The 17,147-nt window shown below is 48.1% G+C and carries 18 protein-coding genes; 15 read left to right on the top strand and 3 right to left on the bottom strand.

What is annotated here, in order from left to right; translation table 11 throughout:
- Positions 1-2: 2 nt before the first annotated feature.
- Complete coding sequence (locus BGP75_RS00850; RefSeq protein WP_083704551.1) at positions 3-974, bottom strand: YVTN family beta-propeller repeat protein; 972 nt, start codon at positions 972-974, stop codon at positions 3-5.
- Positions 971-2,194, bottom strand: coding sequence for an ABC transporter substrate-binding protein (locus BGP75_RS00845; protein ID WP_076714080.1), 1,224 nt, complete (start codon positions 2,192-2,194; stop codon positions 971-973). The genes BGP75_RS00850 and BGP75_RS00845 overlap by 4 nt, the downstream gene beginning before the upstream one ends.
- A 214-nt stretch (positions 2,195-2,408) precedes the next feature.
- On the opposite strand from BGP75_RS00845, the gene BGP75_RS00840 reads away from it, so the two are divergent.
- From BGP75_RS00840 to BGP75_RS00820, 5 genes are all read left to right on the top strand, one after another.
- Positions 2,409-2,882: a copper-binding protein gene (locus BGP75_RS00840; protein WP_233152811.1), complete on the top strand. Its 474-nt coding sequence runs from the start codon at positions 2,409-2,411 to the stop codon at positions 2,880-2,882.
- A gap of 169 nt (positions 2,883-3,051) precedes the next feature.
- A complete protein-coding gene (gene pedF / locus BGP75_RS00835; protein ID WP_076714078.1) occupies positions 3,052-3,477 on the top strand; it encodes a cytochrome c-550 PedF in 426 nt (141 codons plus the stop codon).
- A 36-nt stretch (positions 3,478-3,513) separates the two neighbouring features.
- Positions 3,514-4,464: an ABC transporter substrate-binding protein gene (locus BGP75_RS00830; RefSeq protein ID WP_083704550.1), complete on the top strand. Its 951-nt coding sequence runs from the start codon at positions 3,514-3,516 to the stop codon at positions 4,462-4,464.
- A gap of 374 nt (positions 4,465-4,838) precedes the next feature.
- The gene (locus BGP75_RS00825; RefSeq protein ID WP_304441967.1) at positions 4,839-6,617 is read left to right on the top strand and encodes a PQQ-dependent methanol/ethanol family dehydrogenase; all 1,779 of its coding nucleotides are present in this window, start codon (positions 4,839-4,841) and stop codon (positions 6,615-6,617) included.
- A 69-nt stretch (positions 6,618-6,686) separates the two neighbouring features.
- Positions 6,687-7,325, top strand: a complete 639-nt coding sequence (locus tag BGP75_RS00820) for a hypothetical protein (protein ID WP_143820944.1) — start codon at positions 6,687-6,689, stop codon at positions 7,323-7,325.
- 250 nt (positions 7,326-7,575) lie between these two features.
- Here the strand turns inward: BGP75_RS00820 and BGP75_RS00815 are convergent, their stop codons facing one another.
- A complete protein-coding gene (locus BGP75_RS00815; protein WP_076714074.1) occupies positions 7,576-8,049 on the bottom strand; it encodes a cache domain-containing protein in 474 nt (157 codons plus the stop codon).
- A 329-nt stretch (positions 8,050-8,378) separates the two neighbouring features.
- Between BGP75_RS00815 and pqqA the strand changes: the two genes are divergently transcribed.
- The 10 genes from pqqA (at position 8,379) to BGP75_RS00765 (ending at position 17,146) form a co-directional block, all read left to right on the top strand.
- Positions 8,379-8,453, top strand: coding sequence for a pyrroloquinoline quinone precursor peptide PqqA (gene pqqA, locus BGP75_RS27690; RefSeq protein WP_076714217.1), 75 nt, complete (start codon positions 8,379-8,381; stop codon positions 8,451-8,453).
- Between the two features lie 133 nt (positions 8,454-8,586).
- Entirely contained in the window at positions 8,587-8,883 is a 297-nt protein-coding gene (gene pqqD, locus BGP75_RS00805) for a pyrroloquinoline quinone biosynthesis peptide chaperone PqqD (RefSeq protein WP_076714072.1), read from the top strand.
- A complete protein-coding gene (gene pqqE, locus BGP75_RS00800) occupies positions 8,852-10,135 on the top strand; it encodes a pyrroloquinoline quinone biosynthesis protein PqqE (protein WP_076714070.1) in 1,284 nt (427 codons plus the stop codon). Before pqqD ends, pqqE begins: the two co-directional genes overlap by 32 nt.
- Positions 10,136-10,332: 197 nt before the next feature.
- A complete protein-coding gene (locus tag BGP75_RS00795) occupies positions 10,333-10,833 on the top strand; it encodes a urate hydroxylase PuuD (RefSeq protein WP_233152813.1) in 501 nt (166 codons plus the stop codon).
- 51 nt (positions 10,834-10,884) lie between these two features.
- The gene (gene serC / locus BGP75_RS00790; protein ID WP_233152810.1) at positions 10,885-12,033 is read left to right on the top strand and encodes a 3-phosphoserine/phosphohydroxythreonine transaminase; all 1,149 of its coding nucleotides are present in this window, start codon (positions 10,885-10,887) and stop codon (positions 12,031-12,033) included.
- Positions 12,034-12,109: 76 nt separating this feature from the next.
- On the top strand, positions 12,110-13,018 hold the full coding sequence (locus BGP75_RS00785) for a hypothetical protein (RefSeq protein ID WP_158070044.1): 909 nt from the start codon (positions 12,110-12,112) through the stop codon (positions 13,016-13,018).
- Between the two features lie 200 nt (positions 13,019-13,218).
- The gene (gene pqqB, locus BGP75_RS00780) at positions 13,219-14,136 is read left to right on the top strand and encodes a pyrroloquinoline quinone biosynthesis protein PqqB (protein WP_076714212.1); all 918 of its coding nucleotides are present in this window, start codon (positions 13,219-13,221) and stop codon (positions 14,134-14,136) included.
- A gap of 30 nt (positions 14,137-14,166) precedes the next feature.
- Positions 14,167-15,009 carry a pyrroloquinoline-quinone synthase PqqC gene (pqqC, locus tag BGP75_RS00775; protein ID WP_083704549.1) on the top strand — a complete coding sequence of 281 codons (843 nt, stop codon included), beginning with the start codon at positions 14,167-14,169 and terminating at the stop codon, positions 15,007-15,009.
- Positions 15,009-15,218 carry a hypothetical protein gene (locus BGP75_RS27145; RefSeq protein ID WP_076714064.1) on the top strand — a complete coding sequence of 70 codons (210 nt, stop codon included), beginning with the start codon at positions 15,009-15,011 and terminating at the stop codon, positions 15,216-15,218. The genes pqqC and BGP75_RS27145 overlap by 1 nt, the downstream gene beginning before the upstream one ends.
- Entirely contained in the window at positions 15,215-17,146 is a 1,932-nt protein-coding gene (locus BGP75_RS00765; RefSeq protein ID WP_076714062.1) for a prolyl oligopeptidase family serine peptidase, read from the top strand. Before BGP75_RS27145 ends, BGP75_RS00765 begins: the two co-directional genes overlap by 4 nt.
- Position 17,147: the final 1 nt, after the last annotated feature.

Here is a 17,147-nt window from a genome sequence, read left to right as displayed (position 1 = left end):
CCTCAGGGTCTGATGGCGATACCCCAGGGGTAGCGACCCACACGTATGGATTTGGTGACATTCAGATTGTCTACATCAATGACTGAAATATCACCGCTAATGCCGTTAGTTGTCAGCAACAGTTTTTCATCAGGACTGAATTCCATATGCCAGACTCTGCGGCCTACCAGTAAGTAATCAATGATTTCATAACTTTTGGCATCAACCACAGCGACATGGTTTGCAGGTCCGAGGGCGATAAAGGCGTAGCGTCCATCGCGAGTCAGTTTGATTCCAACAGGCTGTATTTTGTCTGGATGAATACCACGAATCTTAAATTCAAGTTTCTTGATAACCTGCTTGTTGTCGACATTCAGTACGGTGACAGTGCCGCCGATTTCTGCGCTGGCCCATAATTGATGGCCATCTTTGCTGAATTCCACATGTCGTGGTCTTTGATCAACTTTTGTGTTGTGAATCAGGGTATTGGTTTCGGTATCAATCCAATGCAACATGCTGGTGGTTTCTGATGTATTGATGGCGATTTTGCCATCTGGACTCACGGCCATTCCTTCAGGCTCTACCCCAACATCGATCTGTGCAATAACTGTGCGATTATCGGTGTTTACTACGGTTACCAGTGCATCGTCCTCGTTAGAGATGTAGAGTCGCTGATTGTCAGGGTGAAGAGCAAATTGCTCCGGATCTTCTCCGGAAGGAAGCTCATTAATCACTTTATGACTGGCAACATCCATCACCTGGACTGTGTCATCATCACTGGCACATATATAAAGCTTGGAAAAATCCTTATTGAACACTATGCCACGGGGACGCTGGCCGACATTTACGGTGTCGATCACTTCCAGGGTATCCAAATCAATGAGTGATAAGGTGTTATCTTTCTCGTTTGATATGTAGGCAATGGAAGCTATTGCCTGGGTCGCCATCATGCTGGCGCAGGTCGTCAGAAGAAAAAATACTTTGCGGATATTCATAATGATGCTCCAGCAGCTTGTTGTAGACGGCAATGACTCTCAGGGCGATCAAAACCCAGGGTATCCAGGTCTGTTTTTGGATGTAAAAAACCTTCCTGGGGTGATTGAGATACCAGTGCTCGGGGATGGATAAGGGGGATAGGCTGGCGTAGTTGACCATTCCAGGGACGGTAACTGAGCTTACGACCCTTGAATCCGGCCAGTTGAAAGTGATCACTGAGTAGTAGCTGGCGAATAGCAGCACTGTTGGATACTGAAAAATTATCGGATGCTGCCAGCTGTGTGACCGCTTCTCCTATTGAACGAACGGCGGCCCAATTGGCATAATCGATTGCAGTCATCCAGCGTCCTGCCAGAGTATCAAAACGTCGCTGCAACTGTGCAGCTCCCCATTGTTCTACAACTCTGTGCCAGGCGGTGGGAGTGAGTCCTTGGGTACCAACAACAGGCCGTGGGTACCAACTGTTATAGAGTAAATACTCGCCAAAATCTCCCAACTCATCTGCTACGACAACCACATCATATTCATCAGTCTGGGTGAACAGGGGGACTTCTGCTTGGGCTGTACGTCGCAGATCTGTATTGAATGTCCAGGCTTTCTCTGCGACGACAGTGGTATTGTAGCGCTTTGCGGCTCGTTTTATTGAAGTAGCCCAGGCTAAGTCTTCATTGCGGGGGCCGGTAATGAGTAACCAGCGCTTTAGTTTTTTAGCGACCAGCCATTGAGCCAGTGCATCCGTCAACATCGCTCGACTGGGCAGTGTATGGAGTAGATTGTTAAAGCAATCGGAGGTACGTAATTGATTATCGGCTGCGGCAGTATTGAAAATTAACAAGTCGCGGTCATTAAATTTTCTGGCTAACTGTTTGAGAGCAGGGCCAGGCATATTTGCCAGCAATAATCGGTGGCCTTGTTGGTACCAGGTCTCAGCCTGCTCAATTAGTTCGCTGAGATCATTGCTGCGAGTTTCGATTAAGCTGTATTGCTGGCCCGAAAAGCGACCCCCTGCATTATTGTCCTTAGTGCCCAGTCGTGCTCCCTGTAAACCGCTGTCTTCTGGTTCTGGAAGTACATTTGAAAGTAACGGCGGACGATCCACTATAAGTTCCAAGTAGGTGATCGATACCTTTTGTGTAGCAAACGCAATCCCAGAGGCGGCAACTCCGAAGATTAGCGTAATGATAAAAGTTATCAGCAGTTGAATTGGCTTGAATGGCATCCTGGGCACTCCTGTTTCTAGTAGAGTTATGGAGGGCTGATCAACTCTTTATTTAACGCTCTATTTGAACCTTTAGTTGTTAGGTTAAAAGCAATAGGATTGGATATAAATTGGTTTTAAGTAGCTGTTAATTCCTCCTCTAGTACTATATTTGCCGCTCCAAACAGGGCATAGCATAGACATTGAATTCCCTGCAAACATGAGGAGTCTTTCAATGTTGAAATCTTATAAACCAAACTTCAGTAGCAAAAAATGGCAGCATCGATTAGCGAGCTTATGTGCCATTCCTTTGATTTATTTCTCTTTGTTGACTTCTGCCGAAGCACAGGGAGACCTGACTCGCAAACCAATTGCACTCGCGGATCTACGTTTGGGATCAGATGTCAGTGATTACGCCATGTCGTTAAAGCGCTATGAGTTGAAAACAGGACAGGCGTATAAACTGAAGATCATTTCTTCAGGATTAAAGGAATATGCCATTGAGGCACCCGAATTCTTTACCGCCATTTACTTACGCAAAGTGGAAGCAGGGGGGATGGAAATCAAAGCGACCAGTCTTGTGCAGCTTGAATTTGAAGAAGAAGGTGAGGCTGAGATTTTTTTCGTGCCGATAAAACCCGGTGATTTTAAGTTCTATTCTCGTGGTCTGGAAGGAAAAGGAATGGTTGGTGAGTTTGTCGTTCGATAATCCTGTTGTTTAGGGTTTTCTTTTTACATTTTGAATTTGAAACTGGGACGAGGGCGACTGACTGGATTAATACCAAGGAACTAAAAATCGAGCACCAAAGTGCTCTGGGAGACACTGATCCAGCTTCCTAGAATGGAATGAAGATAAAAACAATACGTAGGTGAAAGTCATGAAAAAAATTGGTTCCTTGCATACTGGCTTGTTGATGATTGGAGTGTTGACGGTATCCGGATCGCTCTGGGCCCATGGTGATGTGACCCCTCAGAATGTCGACATCTCAGGGCTGGAATCTTTGGGAGAGGAGTGGCGTGAAGAAAATCCTTTCCGTAACAATGAGCTGGCTATCGAGATTGGTAAATCAGCTTACGCTCAAAACTGTGCCCGTTGTCATGGTCTGGATGCGATTTCCGGGGGGATTGCTCCTGATCTTCGAGAATTGGAACCGGGGCTGGAGGGTGATGAGTGGTACGCCTATCGGGTTATCAACGGGGCCGTTCGAAATGGCGTTCCCTATATGCCGAAAATGGCTGATTTTATGAGCCAGGAGGCCTTGTGGTCTATCCGTGCCTGGCTGGAAAGTCTACCTGTAGAGTAGGTGAAAGATTTGTATAGACTCCTGAGGGTTAGATTCTTGGATCTGAGAGTTGCATGCTTGAGTTTGGTTGCTGCCGGATACCTGAGGGTACTGGTTAGCGCTTCCGTTCTGCTGGCATTAGCGGTTTCTCAGGTTCATGGTCGATCCTGGGAAGATGTGCAAGCAGACGGGACCCTTAGCGTTGCTGTTTATCGCGACTTTCCGCCCTACGCCTATAAGGTGAATGACAAAGCGAAGGGTGTTGATGTGGAAATTGCCCAAGCGCTGGCTGAGGGTTTGGGACTGAAGCTCCGGCTACACTGGATGATTGCCGATGAAAACCTTGGAGATGACCTGCGAAATCATGTCTGGAAAGGTCATTACCTAGCACGAAAAGAAGACGGCCCAATGCTACAGAGGCAGGTAGCCGATATTATGATGCGAGTGCCTTATGATCGTGAGTTCGCTTTTAAGCTGGACCCTGATGGTCGGGTGATCAATGATTTGGTGCATTTCTTTGCGCCCTATCAACGCGAGCGCTGGGCTCTGGCTTATGACAGTCGTCAGCTGGAGCCGTTTGAGAACCTGGCTGTCTTTCAGTACCAACGGATAGGGGTAGAGATTGATAGCTTGCCGGACTTTTATCTGAGCAGTGCATTTCGAGGTCGATTGCGTAATAACGTGGAACATTTTCCCAGTTTGATCGCAGCATTTATGGATATGAACGGGCAGGGGGTGTCCGCAGTGATGGGGATGCAGTCTCAGCTTCAGTGGGGGCAGTTTCAGCTTGATAATAGAGAGCACCTTCTGTTGGCTGATATTCCGTTTCCTAACCTGACCAAGCGGTATTGGGATGTGGGAATGGCGCTCAAGGATGCTCATCGTCAACTGGCCTATCGGGTTGAAGATGTTATTGATGCAATGGTTTATTCTGGACAGATGGAGCGACTGTATCAATCTTATGGGATCAATTACCTTCGACCAGATCGATACCGGCTGGAGCAGTAGTCACTTTTGCTGACGATTTCTCCAGCCAGGTCAGCCCTTGTGGAGCTGCATTCCGCTCGCTCTTTGTTCCGAATGTTTACCTGATAAAACCGTTTTTCTATCTGGCCAGTGCTGATGGCCTGATCCCACTACGCCAATCAAAATATGGGTTAGTGAGTCCGCCCGGGTAAATGCTGAATCGAGGATTAGTACTAAGGCACTAGTAAACCGCTTCTCTCGTCGGATTGTTGAAATCAGCGCTGAAAATAACAATGGAAATCATCATCGAGCCTTTCTGGCCCGATGCTGGCCAGGCAGGCTGAAACCGTCAAAAAAGGCGGGTCAGTACTGCTTGCAGCCTCGGTTTGAATAAGAACATCCTTACAAAGGAGATCATGATGAAAGATCAATATGGCCTGAAAGGGTTGGCCGTGACCTCGTTGGTAGCCGCTATGGCCATGACGAGTCCAACCTATGCAAGTGTGACAGACCAGGACATCCTTAACGATCAATCAACAACTCAGGATGTGGTGAGTAATGGTTTGGGACCGCGTGCCCAGCGTTATAGCCCCCTGGCAAAAGTAAATGGTGATACGGTTCAGGACCTGCGGCCTGTCTGGGGGTTCTCTTTTGGCGGGGAGAAGCAGCGAGGACAGGAATCCCAGCCCTTCGTTAAAGATGGGGTGATGTATGTCACCGCCTCTTATTCTCGAGTGTTTGCCATCGATATCAAAACGGGTGATGAGTTGTGGCAGTATGATGCCCGCTTGCCGGAAAATATTATGCCCTGTTGCGATGTCATTAATCGTGGCGTCGCTCTTTATGGTGATCTGGTTATTTTTGGCACCCTTGATGCCAAGCTGGTCGCATTAAATAAAAACACCGGTAAAACGGTATGGAAAAAGAAGATTGCCGACTACAAGGCTGGGTATTCTATTTCAGCAGCACCATTACTGGTAAAAGGTAAGGTGATTACCGGTGTTTCTGGTGGTGAGTTCGGTATTGTCGGTAAGGTTGAAGCCCGTGATGCCCTGACCGGGGAAGTGGTCTGGGTCAGGCCTACTGTTGAAGGCCATATGGGCTATCTGAACGGTAAGGAAAATGGCATTACCGGAGGTGAAGCAGGAAAAACCTGGCCTGGTGATCTCTGGAAGTCTGGTGGTGCGGCAACCTGGCTGGGAGGTACTTACGATCCTGATACCGACCTTTTGTTTTTTGGTACCGGTAATCCAGCACCCTGGAATTCTCACCTGCGCCCTGGTGATAACCTCTACAGCTCGTCTCGTTTAGCCATTGATCCTGATACCGGAAAGATTGTCTGGCACTTTCAAACAACCCCCCATGATGGCTGGGATTATGACGGTGTTAACGAGTTGATCGCCTTTGATTACAAGGAAGGTGGCAAGACGGTTAAAGCCGCGGCTACAGCCGATCGAAACGGCTTTTTCTATGTGCTTAATCGTACTAACGGTGATTTTATCCGGGGCTTTCCCTTTGTCGATAAGATTTCCTGGGCCAAGGGGCTGGATAGCAAAGGTCGGCCCATATACAACGAAAAGTTCCGTCCCGGTGATCCATCAGCTGCTGCGGATGGCAAGAAAGGTAGTACGGTTGTCGCAGCCCCTTCATTTCTAGGGGGTAAGAACTGGATGCCAATGGCGTTCTCTCAAGATACCGGTTATTTCTACGTACCCTCCAATGAGTGGGAGATGGATATCTGGAACGAGCCTACAGCCTACAAGAAGGGAGCTGCATATCTGGGGGCTGGTTTCACCATTAAACCGATTAATGAGGATTATATTGGAGTATTACGCGCCATTGATCCAAAAACCGGTAAGGAAGTGTGGCGTTATGAGAACAACGCACCTTTGTGGGGTGGTGTTCTGGCAACGGCAGGGGGACTGGTCTTTGCCGGTAACCCCGAAGGTTACCTGATGGCATTTGATGCCAAAACCGGTGAGATTAAATACCGCTTCAACACCGGCTCAGGTATTGTCGGTTCACCGATTACCTGGGAGCAGGATGGTGAACAGTACCTGTCGATTGTATCCGGTTGGGGCGGAGCTGTGCCACTCTGGGGTGGAGAAGTTGCAAAAAGAGTTAAGCACCTGAATCAGGGAGGAACCGTGTGGACCTTTAAACTACCGGCTAAAAACGAATTGGCTAAGAACTAAGTTCTCAACATGTTCAAAGGTTTTAAAGCCGGGCTGGTCCCGGCTTTTTTTATTTCAGGAGCACTGGTTATGGCTAAGCTAAGAAATCAACGAATAAGTCTTTTGAGCCTGACAAAATCCGGGTGGATGGTCTTTTTGGGTCTGCATCTGATGACTTCAGCAGTAATGGCAGAGGGCGTGTTTTCTGGTACACAGACTATCGAACTGGTTGATAGCAAGGGTATTGGTTATCCTATTGGCCGAGTGATTTTTTCCCCTTCAGAGCCTCTGAATGGTTCGGAAGGAAGCAATGATCAAGCCGTGGGTTACCAACTGATTTTAGATCACCATCGCTTTCAGGATCATTTCTTATCGATGAAGGAAATGAAGTGTCTGGAGGGACCTGAACTCTGGTGCCATATACCTTATCCCTATAAAAACCCCCGCATTGTAAACAGCAAGGATCAGCGATGGCTGGAGCATGACCTTTTGTTTTTGTTTAAACGCAATGCTGAGTTCGGTGCAAACTTCTGGAATGGTATTTATTACAAGCTCAGCGTTAATAATGGGCAGCTCACCGGCACTGCTCATGCACTGGATCTCAATATGCTGGCTTCACCCCCTGATAACCTTGATCAGCCCCCGGTTAGCGAGTTTGATCTGGAAGAGGCTGATCTGGCAAAGCGTTGGTTACCAAGGTTGGTTATTCGCAAAAGGGCTGTAGAGTAAGTCGGTGAATCGGTAATGAAATTAGAAGCTAACAGGCTGGGTAGAAGGTGAGTCAGGATATTGGCAAGGTCTGACAGACAGGGAAGGACAAAACCTGGGGAGAATCAGGGAGATAGCTTAATCAGGGAGATAGCTTAGTGGCTGGCTCCCTTAAGCGCAGGGGACCTGTTCGGGCCTGATCAGTGTTGGTCTCAATAACCACCGGCAACAGGGCGCTTCAGGTTGAAGCTTTGCTTATTCTTCTCTTTGATTATTCTTCGGGTAAATAGAAACCAACCCCCAGAACATAATTACCAACCCGGCGGATACGAGAAAATTTGTGCTCTATATCGTTGGTTTCCCGATTGAGCCACTCATACTCAATGATGCCGTAACCGATACGGTCAGCCAGCTTTAAAATTTCCTGACCAATAGGTTTACCGGCTGCATCAGAAGTCTCGCTGAGACTTTGACCTACCAGGTTCGGATTGGCTCCAGAAGCATAGTAGGTGCCCTTCATATCAATGGCGAAAATATAGAGATCGCCTTGCACATATCCTCCCTGCTGATTATTGAAGGCAGTGAAAGCCTGTTCAGGGCCCTGGTTTTTTAATACCTGGACAGCATTATCCAGCAACTCCCTGGCTTGTTGGGAAGTTCCTCGGTCAGCAGCTGAACTGGCAAAACTGAATAGAACCAGGGTTAGTAGACAAATTGCCTGGCTAAGAGTTTTAGTGTTGGCCATGTGAGTCTCCTTTATGGCGGCATGGGTAAAAGGGTATCAAATAGAGTTATCAGCTTGCGACTGTCCGGTAAGAGGAGAAATAAGACTATATGACTGATTGTCTACGACTTCGGTCTCTAAGCATTAAGGGGCTGACTCCGTAGCGGTTGTCGTTTGCAGTCAAAGATCTTGTCGGTTAAATGACATTAATTGACCTGTACACCATCCAAAAAGCTTGCGACTAAAGACCCTTTTTTCAGTACCAAAGTGCTCTGCTCTGTTAGTCAAAATATCGTTAGTATCGATAGTGCAGTATCCATATAAATGATAATCATAATTAGGAGATACCCATGCAGTGGATTGACCCAGCGTTTTGCGATCTGCGTCTTGGTTTCGAAGTCACCGCCTACGTTTACGTACGTTGATTTGAAGCCGACGGGATCGGAATATTTCCGGTCCCGATACGTAATTTGTGAAGAGCCATAACCCATTTATATAAGATACAACGACAGATAATGCCAAAGCGGGATTGAATGTTCTTTCCAAGGAGTAACGGTGATGGAATCAACTAATCAAGTGTTGCTGCAAGAGCGCTACATTATCAACCCGGTGTTTTTGTTTCGCTGGGAGGAATCTCAGGATGCTCATGTGCTGCTCTATCCTGAAGGTGTAGTCAAACTTAATCAAACTGCGGCTGCAATTCTCAAACACTGTACTGGTGAATTAACGGTGGATCAGTCTGTTGATCGGTTGGTAGCGGAGTTTGGTCAATCTGACCGCGAGGTTATTACTCAAAGCGTTGTGAAATTCCTGGAGGCTTCCCGTGACAAAGGCTGGATCAGAATTATCGATTGACGGTGACGGCAAACCTATCTGGGTTTCATTGGAGCTCACCTATCAGTGTCCCCTAAGCTGTGTATTCTGTAGTAATCCCCTGGATTTTGAAAGTTACCAAAAGGGTGAGATGAGTGCTGCAGAATGGAAGCGAGTTATCCGTGAGGCCCGAGACATGGGAGCCATGCAGATCGGTTTTACCGGGGGTGAACCTACCCTGAGAAAAGATCTGGAGGAGCTGGTTGGCTATGCGAATGAGATTGGATTTTATACTAACCTGATTACCTCAGGTATAGGACTTACTGCTACACGACTGAAGGTGTTAAAGGCAGCCGGATTAAAGCACATTCAACTGGGGTTTCAGTCTTGTGATGAGAATGTCGCCAATACCTTGGCAGGAGTGGATAGTGCCAAACTAAACAGCTATCGCAAGAAGCTGGCTATTGCTCAGGAAATTAAGGCGCTGGGTTTCCCCATGGTTCTGAATATTCCGGTAACACGTCAGAATCTTCCCCAGGTTCCAGAGATTCTGCAACTGGCTGAGCAGCTTGGAGTAGAATATGTGGAGCTGGCCAACGTTCAGTATTACAACTGGGCACTGGTTAATCGTGATCAGTTAATGCCCAGTCGTGAAGAACTTGAGTGGGCTGAAGCAGAGGTTAACCGATTCCGAGAGCGGGTCGGTGACAAGATGACTATCTACTTTGTGATTCCTGATTACTTTGACGGTCGCCCGAAAGCCTGCATGAACGGGTGGGGATCAATCCATTTGACGATTGCTCCGGACGGGTCAGCATTACCTTGTTCCCAGGCTCGTTCTTTGGAAACGTTGACGTTTCCCAGTGTCAGGGATCACAGCTTGCAATGGCTGTGGGAGGAGTCAGCGACCTTCAAGGTCTATCGCGGTAATGAATGGATGAAGGAGCCTTGTCGTAGCTGTGATGAGAAAGAGCAGGATTTTGGTGGTTGTCGTTGCCAGGCCTTAGCCTTGACCGGTGACGCTGACAATACCGATCCCGCCTGTAGCAAATCCCCTCACCATCATATTGTCCAGCAGGCCATTAAGTCGGCCGAGCTTGCCCGGGAGCTTAAGCAGCCATTGCTTGTTCGTGAAGCTAACAGCGTCGTTGCAATCAAGCGGGCCAGTAAAATGAGTGCCGCAAACAGAGTTGCATCAGAAGAGGCTGAATGTGTTAACAACACAGGGAGTACCTGCAGGAAAGAAAGTAGCTGTAAAAGTAGGGTGCTTTCAGATGGCGAGGCTGTCGAATGATTAAGTTACCCCAGGATAGTGCAACCGGTACGCTAGCTGCTGGCGTTATTTTGACGCTAATACTGTTTCTGGTGGTGAAGATACTGGTGCGATCCTCCATCTGAGTGTTGCTGTCTTTTGGTAGCAGCACTTTCACCAGACCTTAGGTCTCCAGCGTCGATAAATCTCCATTATCTGCAGAGGTATCTATCGTGGATATGCCAATCGTTGACCTGTTTTTTCGCTGGTTTCATCTGATTTTCGCCTTGGTCTGGGTGGGGCATAACTATGCCAGCTTTATACAGCACCCAGGTTTTAGACCTTTTAACCCGCAAACCAGTGAGCAGGCACGTAACGCTGATATGGAGCAGCGAATGCAGCGAGAGCATGGCACATTCCGTTATGCCTCTATTGTCGTCTGGTGTACAGGGATGGGAATGCTCTGGTATCGGGGTTGGTTAGAGGGGGCGCTTTCTTTGTCTGGTTCATTAGCGCCGATTGGCGTAGGGGCCTGGATTGGCACACTGATGATGTTAAATCTGTGGCTGATTATGTGGCCACACCAGAAGAAGGTATTAGGTTTCGTTGCCGCTTCAGATGAAGAACGGGTGCGTTGTTCTCGCATTACCTTTCTGGCTTCCAGAACCAATACGATCTTGTCCGTGCCATTGTTATTTTTTATGGCAGCGGGCAGTCATGGCATCAATCTGTGGCTGTGAATAGCAATCGGTAACTGTGAATAGATAGAGAGTCAGAGCGGAGATAGAAAGGTGAGCCTGACAACTTCTTCAAGTGATTATCCTGCCCAAACCGCTAATAAAGCTGTGTATAACTTTGGCTCTGGCCCCGGGATGATGCCGCCAACGGTGTTGAAGCAGGCCCAAGCGGAAATGCTCGACTGGAATGGGACCGGTATATCGGTATGGGAGATGCCTTTTACTGGACAAGACTTTCAAGCAATTGCTGACCAGGCGCGGCAGGATTTGCGGGAACTACTGAATATTCCAGACCATTACAGGATCTTGTTTATGCAAGGAGGTGCATCAGCGCAGTTCTCACTGGTTCCGTTGAACCTGCTGCTGAGTAACCCGAAAACGGGTGCTGATCCAAAAGCGGATTACATCGAAACAGGATACTGGTCCCGAAAGGCGATTATTGAAGGAAGTCGTTACTGTCAGATAAATATTGCTGCTTCAGGAAGATCTTCTGACTTTATTGAGATACCGTCCGTTGCCGACTGGCGGCTGAACACTCAGGCAAGCTATTGCCATATTACCAGCAATGAAACTGCCAATGGACTGCAGTATTCAGAGTTACCGAATACCGGTCATGTTCCCTTAGTGGTGGATATGACATCTGATTTTTTATCAAGGCCCATTGATTTTCAGGGTATTGGATTACTTTATGCCGGCGCCCAAAAGAATATCGGTCCTGCTGGATTGTGTATTGTTATCGTCCGGGAGGATCTGATTCGAGAACCTCTATCGAGCACTCCCAGTGCCTTCAGCTACCAGGTTATCGAGCAGAATAATGGTCGTTTCAATACACCTCTGACTTATGGTATTTATCTGGCTGGCTTGGTTCTTAAATACTTTAAGGCCCAAGGAGGGTTATCTGAAATTCAATCCCTAAATAAGAAAAAAAGTAATCTCCTGTATGAAGTTATTGATAACAACCCTTTTTACCACTGCGCCGTCTCACCGGCATATCGCTCACAGATGAATCCCTGTTTTACCCTGGTGGATGCGGAACTGACTGATAGGTTTGTGGCGCAGGCTGGCACGCGGGGGTTGATTAATCTAAAAGGTCATTCTGCCAAGGGTGGTATACGGGCCAGCCTCTACAATGCGATGCCGCTATCGGGTGTTTTGGCACTAGCTGATTTTATGGCGGAATTCGCCGAAGGTTGTTGTTCTTAAAGTAATTGTTCTTAAAGTATTTGTTTCTAAGGTTGTTGTTCTTAAGGTAATGGCTCCTGGGGTTGCGCAGCTTGTTATGAGTCTAAGGTACCAGCAGTTAATCTCCAGGCTAATGTCTCGATACCCGAATTTGACCCGGCGCTTGATCCACGCAGGTTTTAATCTGGGATCCTGTATTGTTCAGGCAATATCCCTAAACCGGAAGAATGAGGAATCAGGTGGGGTTGAAGTCATGGGTTTGCGATTTTTTAACCCTGTGGGAGTGGCGGCAGGATTTGATCGCCATGGCCGGATTGGCCGACGGTTCGGATCTTTGGGTTTTGGTTATGTAGAGATTGGAACACTGACACCAAAGCCCGAGCCCGGGCACAACAAGGGGGTTTCAATTTTATCGTCCTTTCCCGATGCCGCGGGTCTGAAGCACTCGACAATAATGGGTATCAATATTGGTAAAAACAAAAGCACCGCCCTGGAACAGAGTCTAGATGATTTTCTGCTCTGTTTAAGGGCGGCATGGAATAAAGCAGACTATGTTGCGCTGAATATGACTGCTAGAGAGAATGCCGCTTTGCTTACGGATAGTAACCAGGAACTGCTTTGGCACTTTCTGACCGGAATTAAACAAGAGCAAAAAATACTGTCTCGGTGCTCAGGTCGTTATGTTCCTATTGTTGCCAAGATCAAATTTGACCTGAACTCTGAGAAATTGCCTAGGGTTGTCAAACTGCTGAAACAACTACACTTTGATGGAGTTATTGCAACTACTGAGGATAAAAATCAGCAACAGTCTGTGGCTGAACTGATTAACCGGCTGGATCAGTTTCTGGAGGGGCAACTGGTGGTGATCTCAGTCGGCGGAATTCTGTCACAGAAGGATATCCAGCAACGGCAAAGGTCCGGTGCGGCTTTGGTTCAAATCCACAATGGATTGATCTATGAAGGGCCGGAGATCGTTAAGGGACTCCGTCATATGGCCAGGCTTTGATTGTCAGAACCTGACAGGCCATTGGTTCTAATACCTCCGACCCTTGTATTCTCCTCTAAGGTTGTCTTGGATGGTTAATATCACTTTGCGATGCTGGTAACAGGGAGAAGGAAGTAAAAAAACCTTAATCGGGCGTGCATGCTCTGAAAGTCCTTGTCCTGAAAATACCCGTTCCTGAAATAAGAATTGCGAGGCTGATCATGAAGATTCGTGTACTGGGTTCTGCTGCTGGCGGCGGCTTCCCGCAATGGAACTGCAATTGCCGAAATTGTAAGGGGTATCGAGAAGGGCAAATCAATGCTCATGCCCGTACTCAATCTTCAATTTGTATTAGCAGCGACGGAGAGCGCTGGTTGCTGTTTAATGCTTCTCCCGATATTCGTGCTCAAATGGCGAGCTTTAAACCCTTACAACCGGCACGTAAACTTCGTGATACGGGTATTGAAGCAGTAATGCTGATTGATGCACAGATTGATCATACCAGCGGGTTACTGATGCTCCGTGAAGGCTGTCCGCTCAACGTTTACTGTACCGATCCTGTCTATGAAGATCTCAGTAGCGGATTTCCTCTTTTCCCGATGCTGGAGAGCTGGAACGGTGGTTTACAACGACACCCAGTGTCCTTGGATAGCGACAAAGGGTTTGAAATACCGGCTATCAATAACCTTCGAATCCATGCGATAGCACTTTCCAGCAAGGCTCCTCCATACTCTCCGCACCGGAACAATCCGGTCAAAGGGGATAACATCGGTGTTTTTATCGAAGATCTTAATACCGGTGGTTCGTTATTCTATGCGCCGGGATTGGGGGCTATCGAATCTCATTTATTGCCCTGGATGGAACGTGCAGACTGTTTGTTGGTTGATGGTACCCTCTGGCGTGATGATGAGATGATTTGTCAGGAGGTTGGTACTCAGACCGGCCTTTCTATGGGCCACCTTCCCCAGTCAGGGGCGGGTGGCATGCTTGAGACACTGTTTCCATTACCCGCCAGACGAAAGATTTTGATTCATATTAACAATACCAATCCTATTCTTGATGAGGACTCTCCTGAGCGGGCGGAACTTAATCGTCAGGGAATTGAAGTGGCCAATGATGGTTTGGAAATTGATCTTTAAATCCGTTCTCAGCTCATTGAGGTGCAGCCTATGTCAACGCTAGAATTCGATACTACTTCGCCAACCATTGAAGGTCATCACCACTACGCCACCGATACAGCGCCCTGGTCGCGAGAGGAGTTCGAACGCAGACTCCGGGCCAAGGGTGATTTCTACCATATACATCATCCCTATCATCAGGCCATGCATCAAGGGCGTTGTACTCCCGAACAAATACGTGGATGGGTTGCCAACCGTTTTTACTACCAGATAAATATTCCGGTAAAGGATGCGAACATTCTCGCCAATTGTCGGGATCGAGATGAGCGTCGTTTATGGGTTCAGCGAATCCTTGATCATGATGGTTATGGGGACTCTGAAGTAGACGATGACAATCATAGCAATGGTAATCCTGGTGGTATCGAAGCCTGGTTACGGCTGGGGGAAGCCTGTGGCTTAAGTCGAGAAGAAATGTTATCCCAGCAGAATGTGCTTCCGGGGGTGCGTTTTGCCGTTGATGCCTACGTCAACTTCGCTCGTCGTGCCAGCTGGCAGGAGGCTGCATGTTCCTCGTTGACCGAGTTATTTGCTCCGGAGATTCATCAATCGAGGCTGGATACATGGCCGCAAAACTATCCATGGATTGATGGTTTTGGTCTGCAGTACTTCCGTAATCGATTGAGCGAAGCCCGACGGGATGTGAAACACGGATTACAGATCACTCTGGATCACTTTGTGACACGAGAACAGCAGAATGAGGCGCTGAATATTCTTCAGTTCAAGCTCGATATACTCTGGTCAATGCTGGACGCTATGAGTTTGGCTTATCAGCAGAAGCAGCCGCCTTATCATAATATCGTTCAACCAGCCGCTTATCACCGAGGTATTTATTGATGATTAGCCGTGACCTGGTACCGGTGAGGAACTCGCTGTTTCGTTTTCAATGGGAGCAGGCAGAGAAAGCTTGTGTGCTGCTTTATTCAGAGGGAATGGTTCGGCTTAACGGTAGCGCGGCTGAAACCAGAGAAACAGAGAATCCTCTGTTAGCAGGTATCACCCATCATCCGCAGCAGGCGATGGATTTGATCGCTAAAAGCCAATGAATTGTCAACCGGCCCCTGCTCCTATCTCGGCTCTGAATGCAGCAGCACAGGGGCTTCAATGGTCAGAGGTCCGCAGCGCTGGTAACTGGCTTTGTTGGTTGGAGTTTGATCCGCAGCTGGGCTCTGTACGATTGCGGGGCCGGAAAGGAAACCTGCCGTCCCGGCGGTTAACTCCTGAGCAATTTTCCGTCCGCAGTCGGGTTCATGAGTATGGTGGCGGAGCCTACTGTCTTACCAAGGAAGGTGTTGTTTTTGTTAATGAGGCGGATCAGGGGCTCTATCAGTTCTCCTTTGATAACCCTCAAAGAATACAGCGACTCTGTGCTGTTAATGGCAACCGTTACGGTGATCTCAACTTTGATCCGGTCCATCAGCGGGTATTGGCGGTAGAGGAGGTGCACGGCGCCGGAGAAGTCGTTATTAACCGCTTGGTGGCGATTCACTGTGGTGATGGCAGACGAGAGATAATCGCCGAAGGAGCTGACTTTTATGCCAGCCCCAGAATAAGTCCAAGTGGGTCTTGGATGGCCTGGATTAGCTGGGACCACCCCTTCCAACCCTGGTTATCAACGCGCCTGACTTTGGCACAACTGGGTGCTGGGGGGTTACCTGTTGAACAGCAGGAATTAACAACGGGAAACTATGCCGGTCATGATGAATCTATCTTTCAACCGGAGTTTGGACTTGATGACACTCTTTATTTTGTATCTGACCGAACGGGCTGGTGGAACCTTTACCAGCTTAACAAGGGTGAGATCTCCTGTTTGTTACCGATGGCAGCCGAGTTTGGGGTTGCACAGTGGCAGTTAGGGCTGCGCAGTTATTGCCTGTTATCGGCCAATAAGATTGTCTGTAGTCTGATTGATAAGGGCCAGACCCGACTGGGAATACTGGATTCAGATCATGGGATATTGCAACCGTTGGATGGAGTCTGGTCGCGCTGTCATGGGCTTAGTTGTTGGCAAGGACATATACATCTGATTGCTGAGACGGCTGTGGAAACTGCCAGACTGGTGGTGGTTGATCAGCGTACTGGCAGAGTCAACAGGCTGGAATCAATTCAATCGACAGAGTGCTTCTCTGAAGCATCAGATTTACATAAAACATGGCGGCAAAAGGAAATACTAAACGGAGCGCCTGAACCCGTTTCTTTTGAAACTTCAGCAGGAGAGGTTGCTTATGGTTTTTACTATGCGGCTCAGGGTTGGTCTTTAGATTCAGGGGTTAGATCAACCGCTCCACCTCTGCTGATTCAGCTCCATGGTGGTCCCAGTTCCATGGCAGATACCGGCTATGATCCATTGAAACAGTTTTGGATTCAGCGCGGTTTTTCCATTCTGGATATTAACTATCGTGGCAGTAGCGGATTTGGTCGTCATTACCGGCATTGCCTGAAGGGGAATTGGGGGAAACTGGAATTGGAAGATGTCTACCAGGCTTGTGCTTATGCACTGAGCCGAGGCTGGACTGAGCGTGGAAAAATTTTTATCAGGGGCAACAGTGCCGGAGGGTACACCGTGCTCCGGGCATTATCTGATCCCAGAGCTCAGGCTGCGGGAATCTGTTCTGGTGCCAGTCATTATGGAATCAGTGATTTACTGTTGCTTGATCGCCAAACCCACAAATTTGAGTCCTGTTATCTGCATTGGTTGATTGGAGATCCACAGCGGGCAAGGAAGGAGTATCTTGAACGATCACCTATTCACCATCATGAAAACTTCAAAATGCCGCTGATTTTTTTTCAAGGGGAATTGGACCCTGTTGTGCCTGTCGTTCAAACCCGGCAATTGTATCAAGCGTTAAAATCTGCCGGGTTGCCTGTCGGCTGGCTATCTTTCGCTAACGAGCGTCATGGGTTTCGACAGGGGAGCAACAGAGCCAGGGTACTGGAGCATGAGTGGGAATTTTACCGTCAGTTTCTTGGCTGAA

Source organism: Motiliproteus sp. MSK22-1 (assembly GCF_001968815.1).
Lineage (GTDB): Bacteria > Pseudomonadota > Gammaproteobacteria > Pseudomonadales > Balneatricaceae > Motiliproteus.
This window is presented reverse-complemented; position numbering and strand designations above follow the sequence as displayed.

Bases quoted from the DNA above. Each gene is read 5' to 3' on its own strand.
- BGP75_RS00815 (WP_076714074.1), bottom strand. From the start codon at position 8,049: ATGGCCAACACTAAAACTCTTAGCCAGGCAATTTGTCTACTAACCCTG.
- BGP75_RS00825 (WP_304441967.1), top strand. From the start codon at position 4,839: ATGATGAAAGATCAATATGGCCTGAAAGGGTTGGCCGTGACCTCGTTG.
- pqqC (WP_083704549.1), top strand. From the start codon at position 14,167: ATGTCAACGCTAGAATTCGATACTACTTCGCCAACCATTGAAGGTCAT.
- pqqB (WP_076714212.1), top strand. From the start codon at position 13,219: ATGAAGATTCGTGTACTGGGTTCTGCTGCTGGCGGCGGCTTCCCGCAA.
- BGP75_RS00850 (WP_083704551.1), bottom strand. From the start codon at position 974: ATGAATATCCGCAAAGTATTTTTTCTTCTGACGACCTGCGCCAGCATG.
- BGP75_RS00765 (WP_076714062.1), top strand. From the start codon at position 15,215: ATGAATTGTCAACCGGCCCCTGCTCCTATCTCGGCTCTGAATGCAGCA.
- pedF (WP_076714078.1), top strand. From the start codon at position 3,052: ATGAAAAAAATTGGTTCCTTGCATACTGGCTTGTTGATGATTGGAGTG.
- pqqD (WP_076714072.1), top strand. From the start codon at position 8,587: ATGGAATCAACTAATCAAGTGTTGCTGCAAGAGCGCTACATTATCAAC.
- BGP75_RS00785 (WP_158070044.1), top strand. From the start codon at position 12,110: ATGAGTCTAAGGTACCAGCAGTTAATCTCCAGGCTAATGTCTCGATAC.
- BGP75_RS00820 (WP_143820944.1), top strand. From the start codon at position 6,687: ATGGCTAAGCTAAGAAATCAACGAATAAGTCTTTTGAGCCTGACAAAA.
- BGP75_RS27145 (WP_076714064.1), top strand. From the start codon at position 15,009: ATGATTAGCCGTGACCTGGTACCGGTGAGGAACTCGCTGTTTCGTTTT.
- BGP75_RS00840 (WP_233152811.1), top strand. From the start codon at position 2,409: ATGTTGAAATCTTATAAACCAAACTTCAGTAGCAAAAAATGGCAGCAT.
- BGP75_RS00845 (WP_076714080.1), bottom strand. From the start codon at position 2,194: ATGCCATTCAAGCCAATTCAACTGCTGATAACTTTTATCATTACGCTA.
- BGP75_RS00795 (WP_233152813.1), top strand. From the start codon at position 10,333: ATGCCAATCGTTGACCTGTTTTTTCGCTGGTTTCATCTGATTTTCGCC.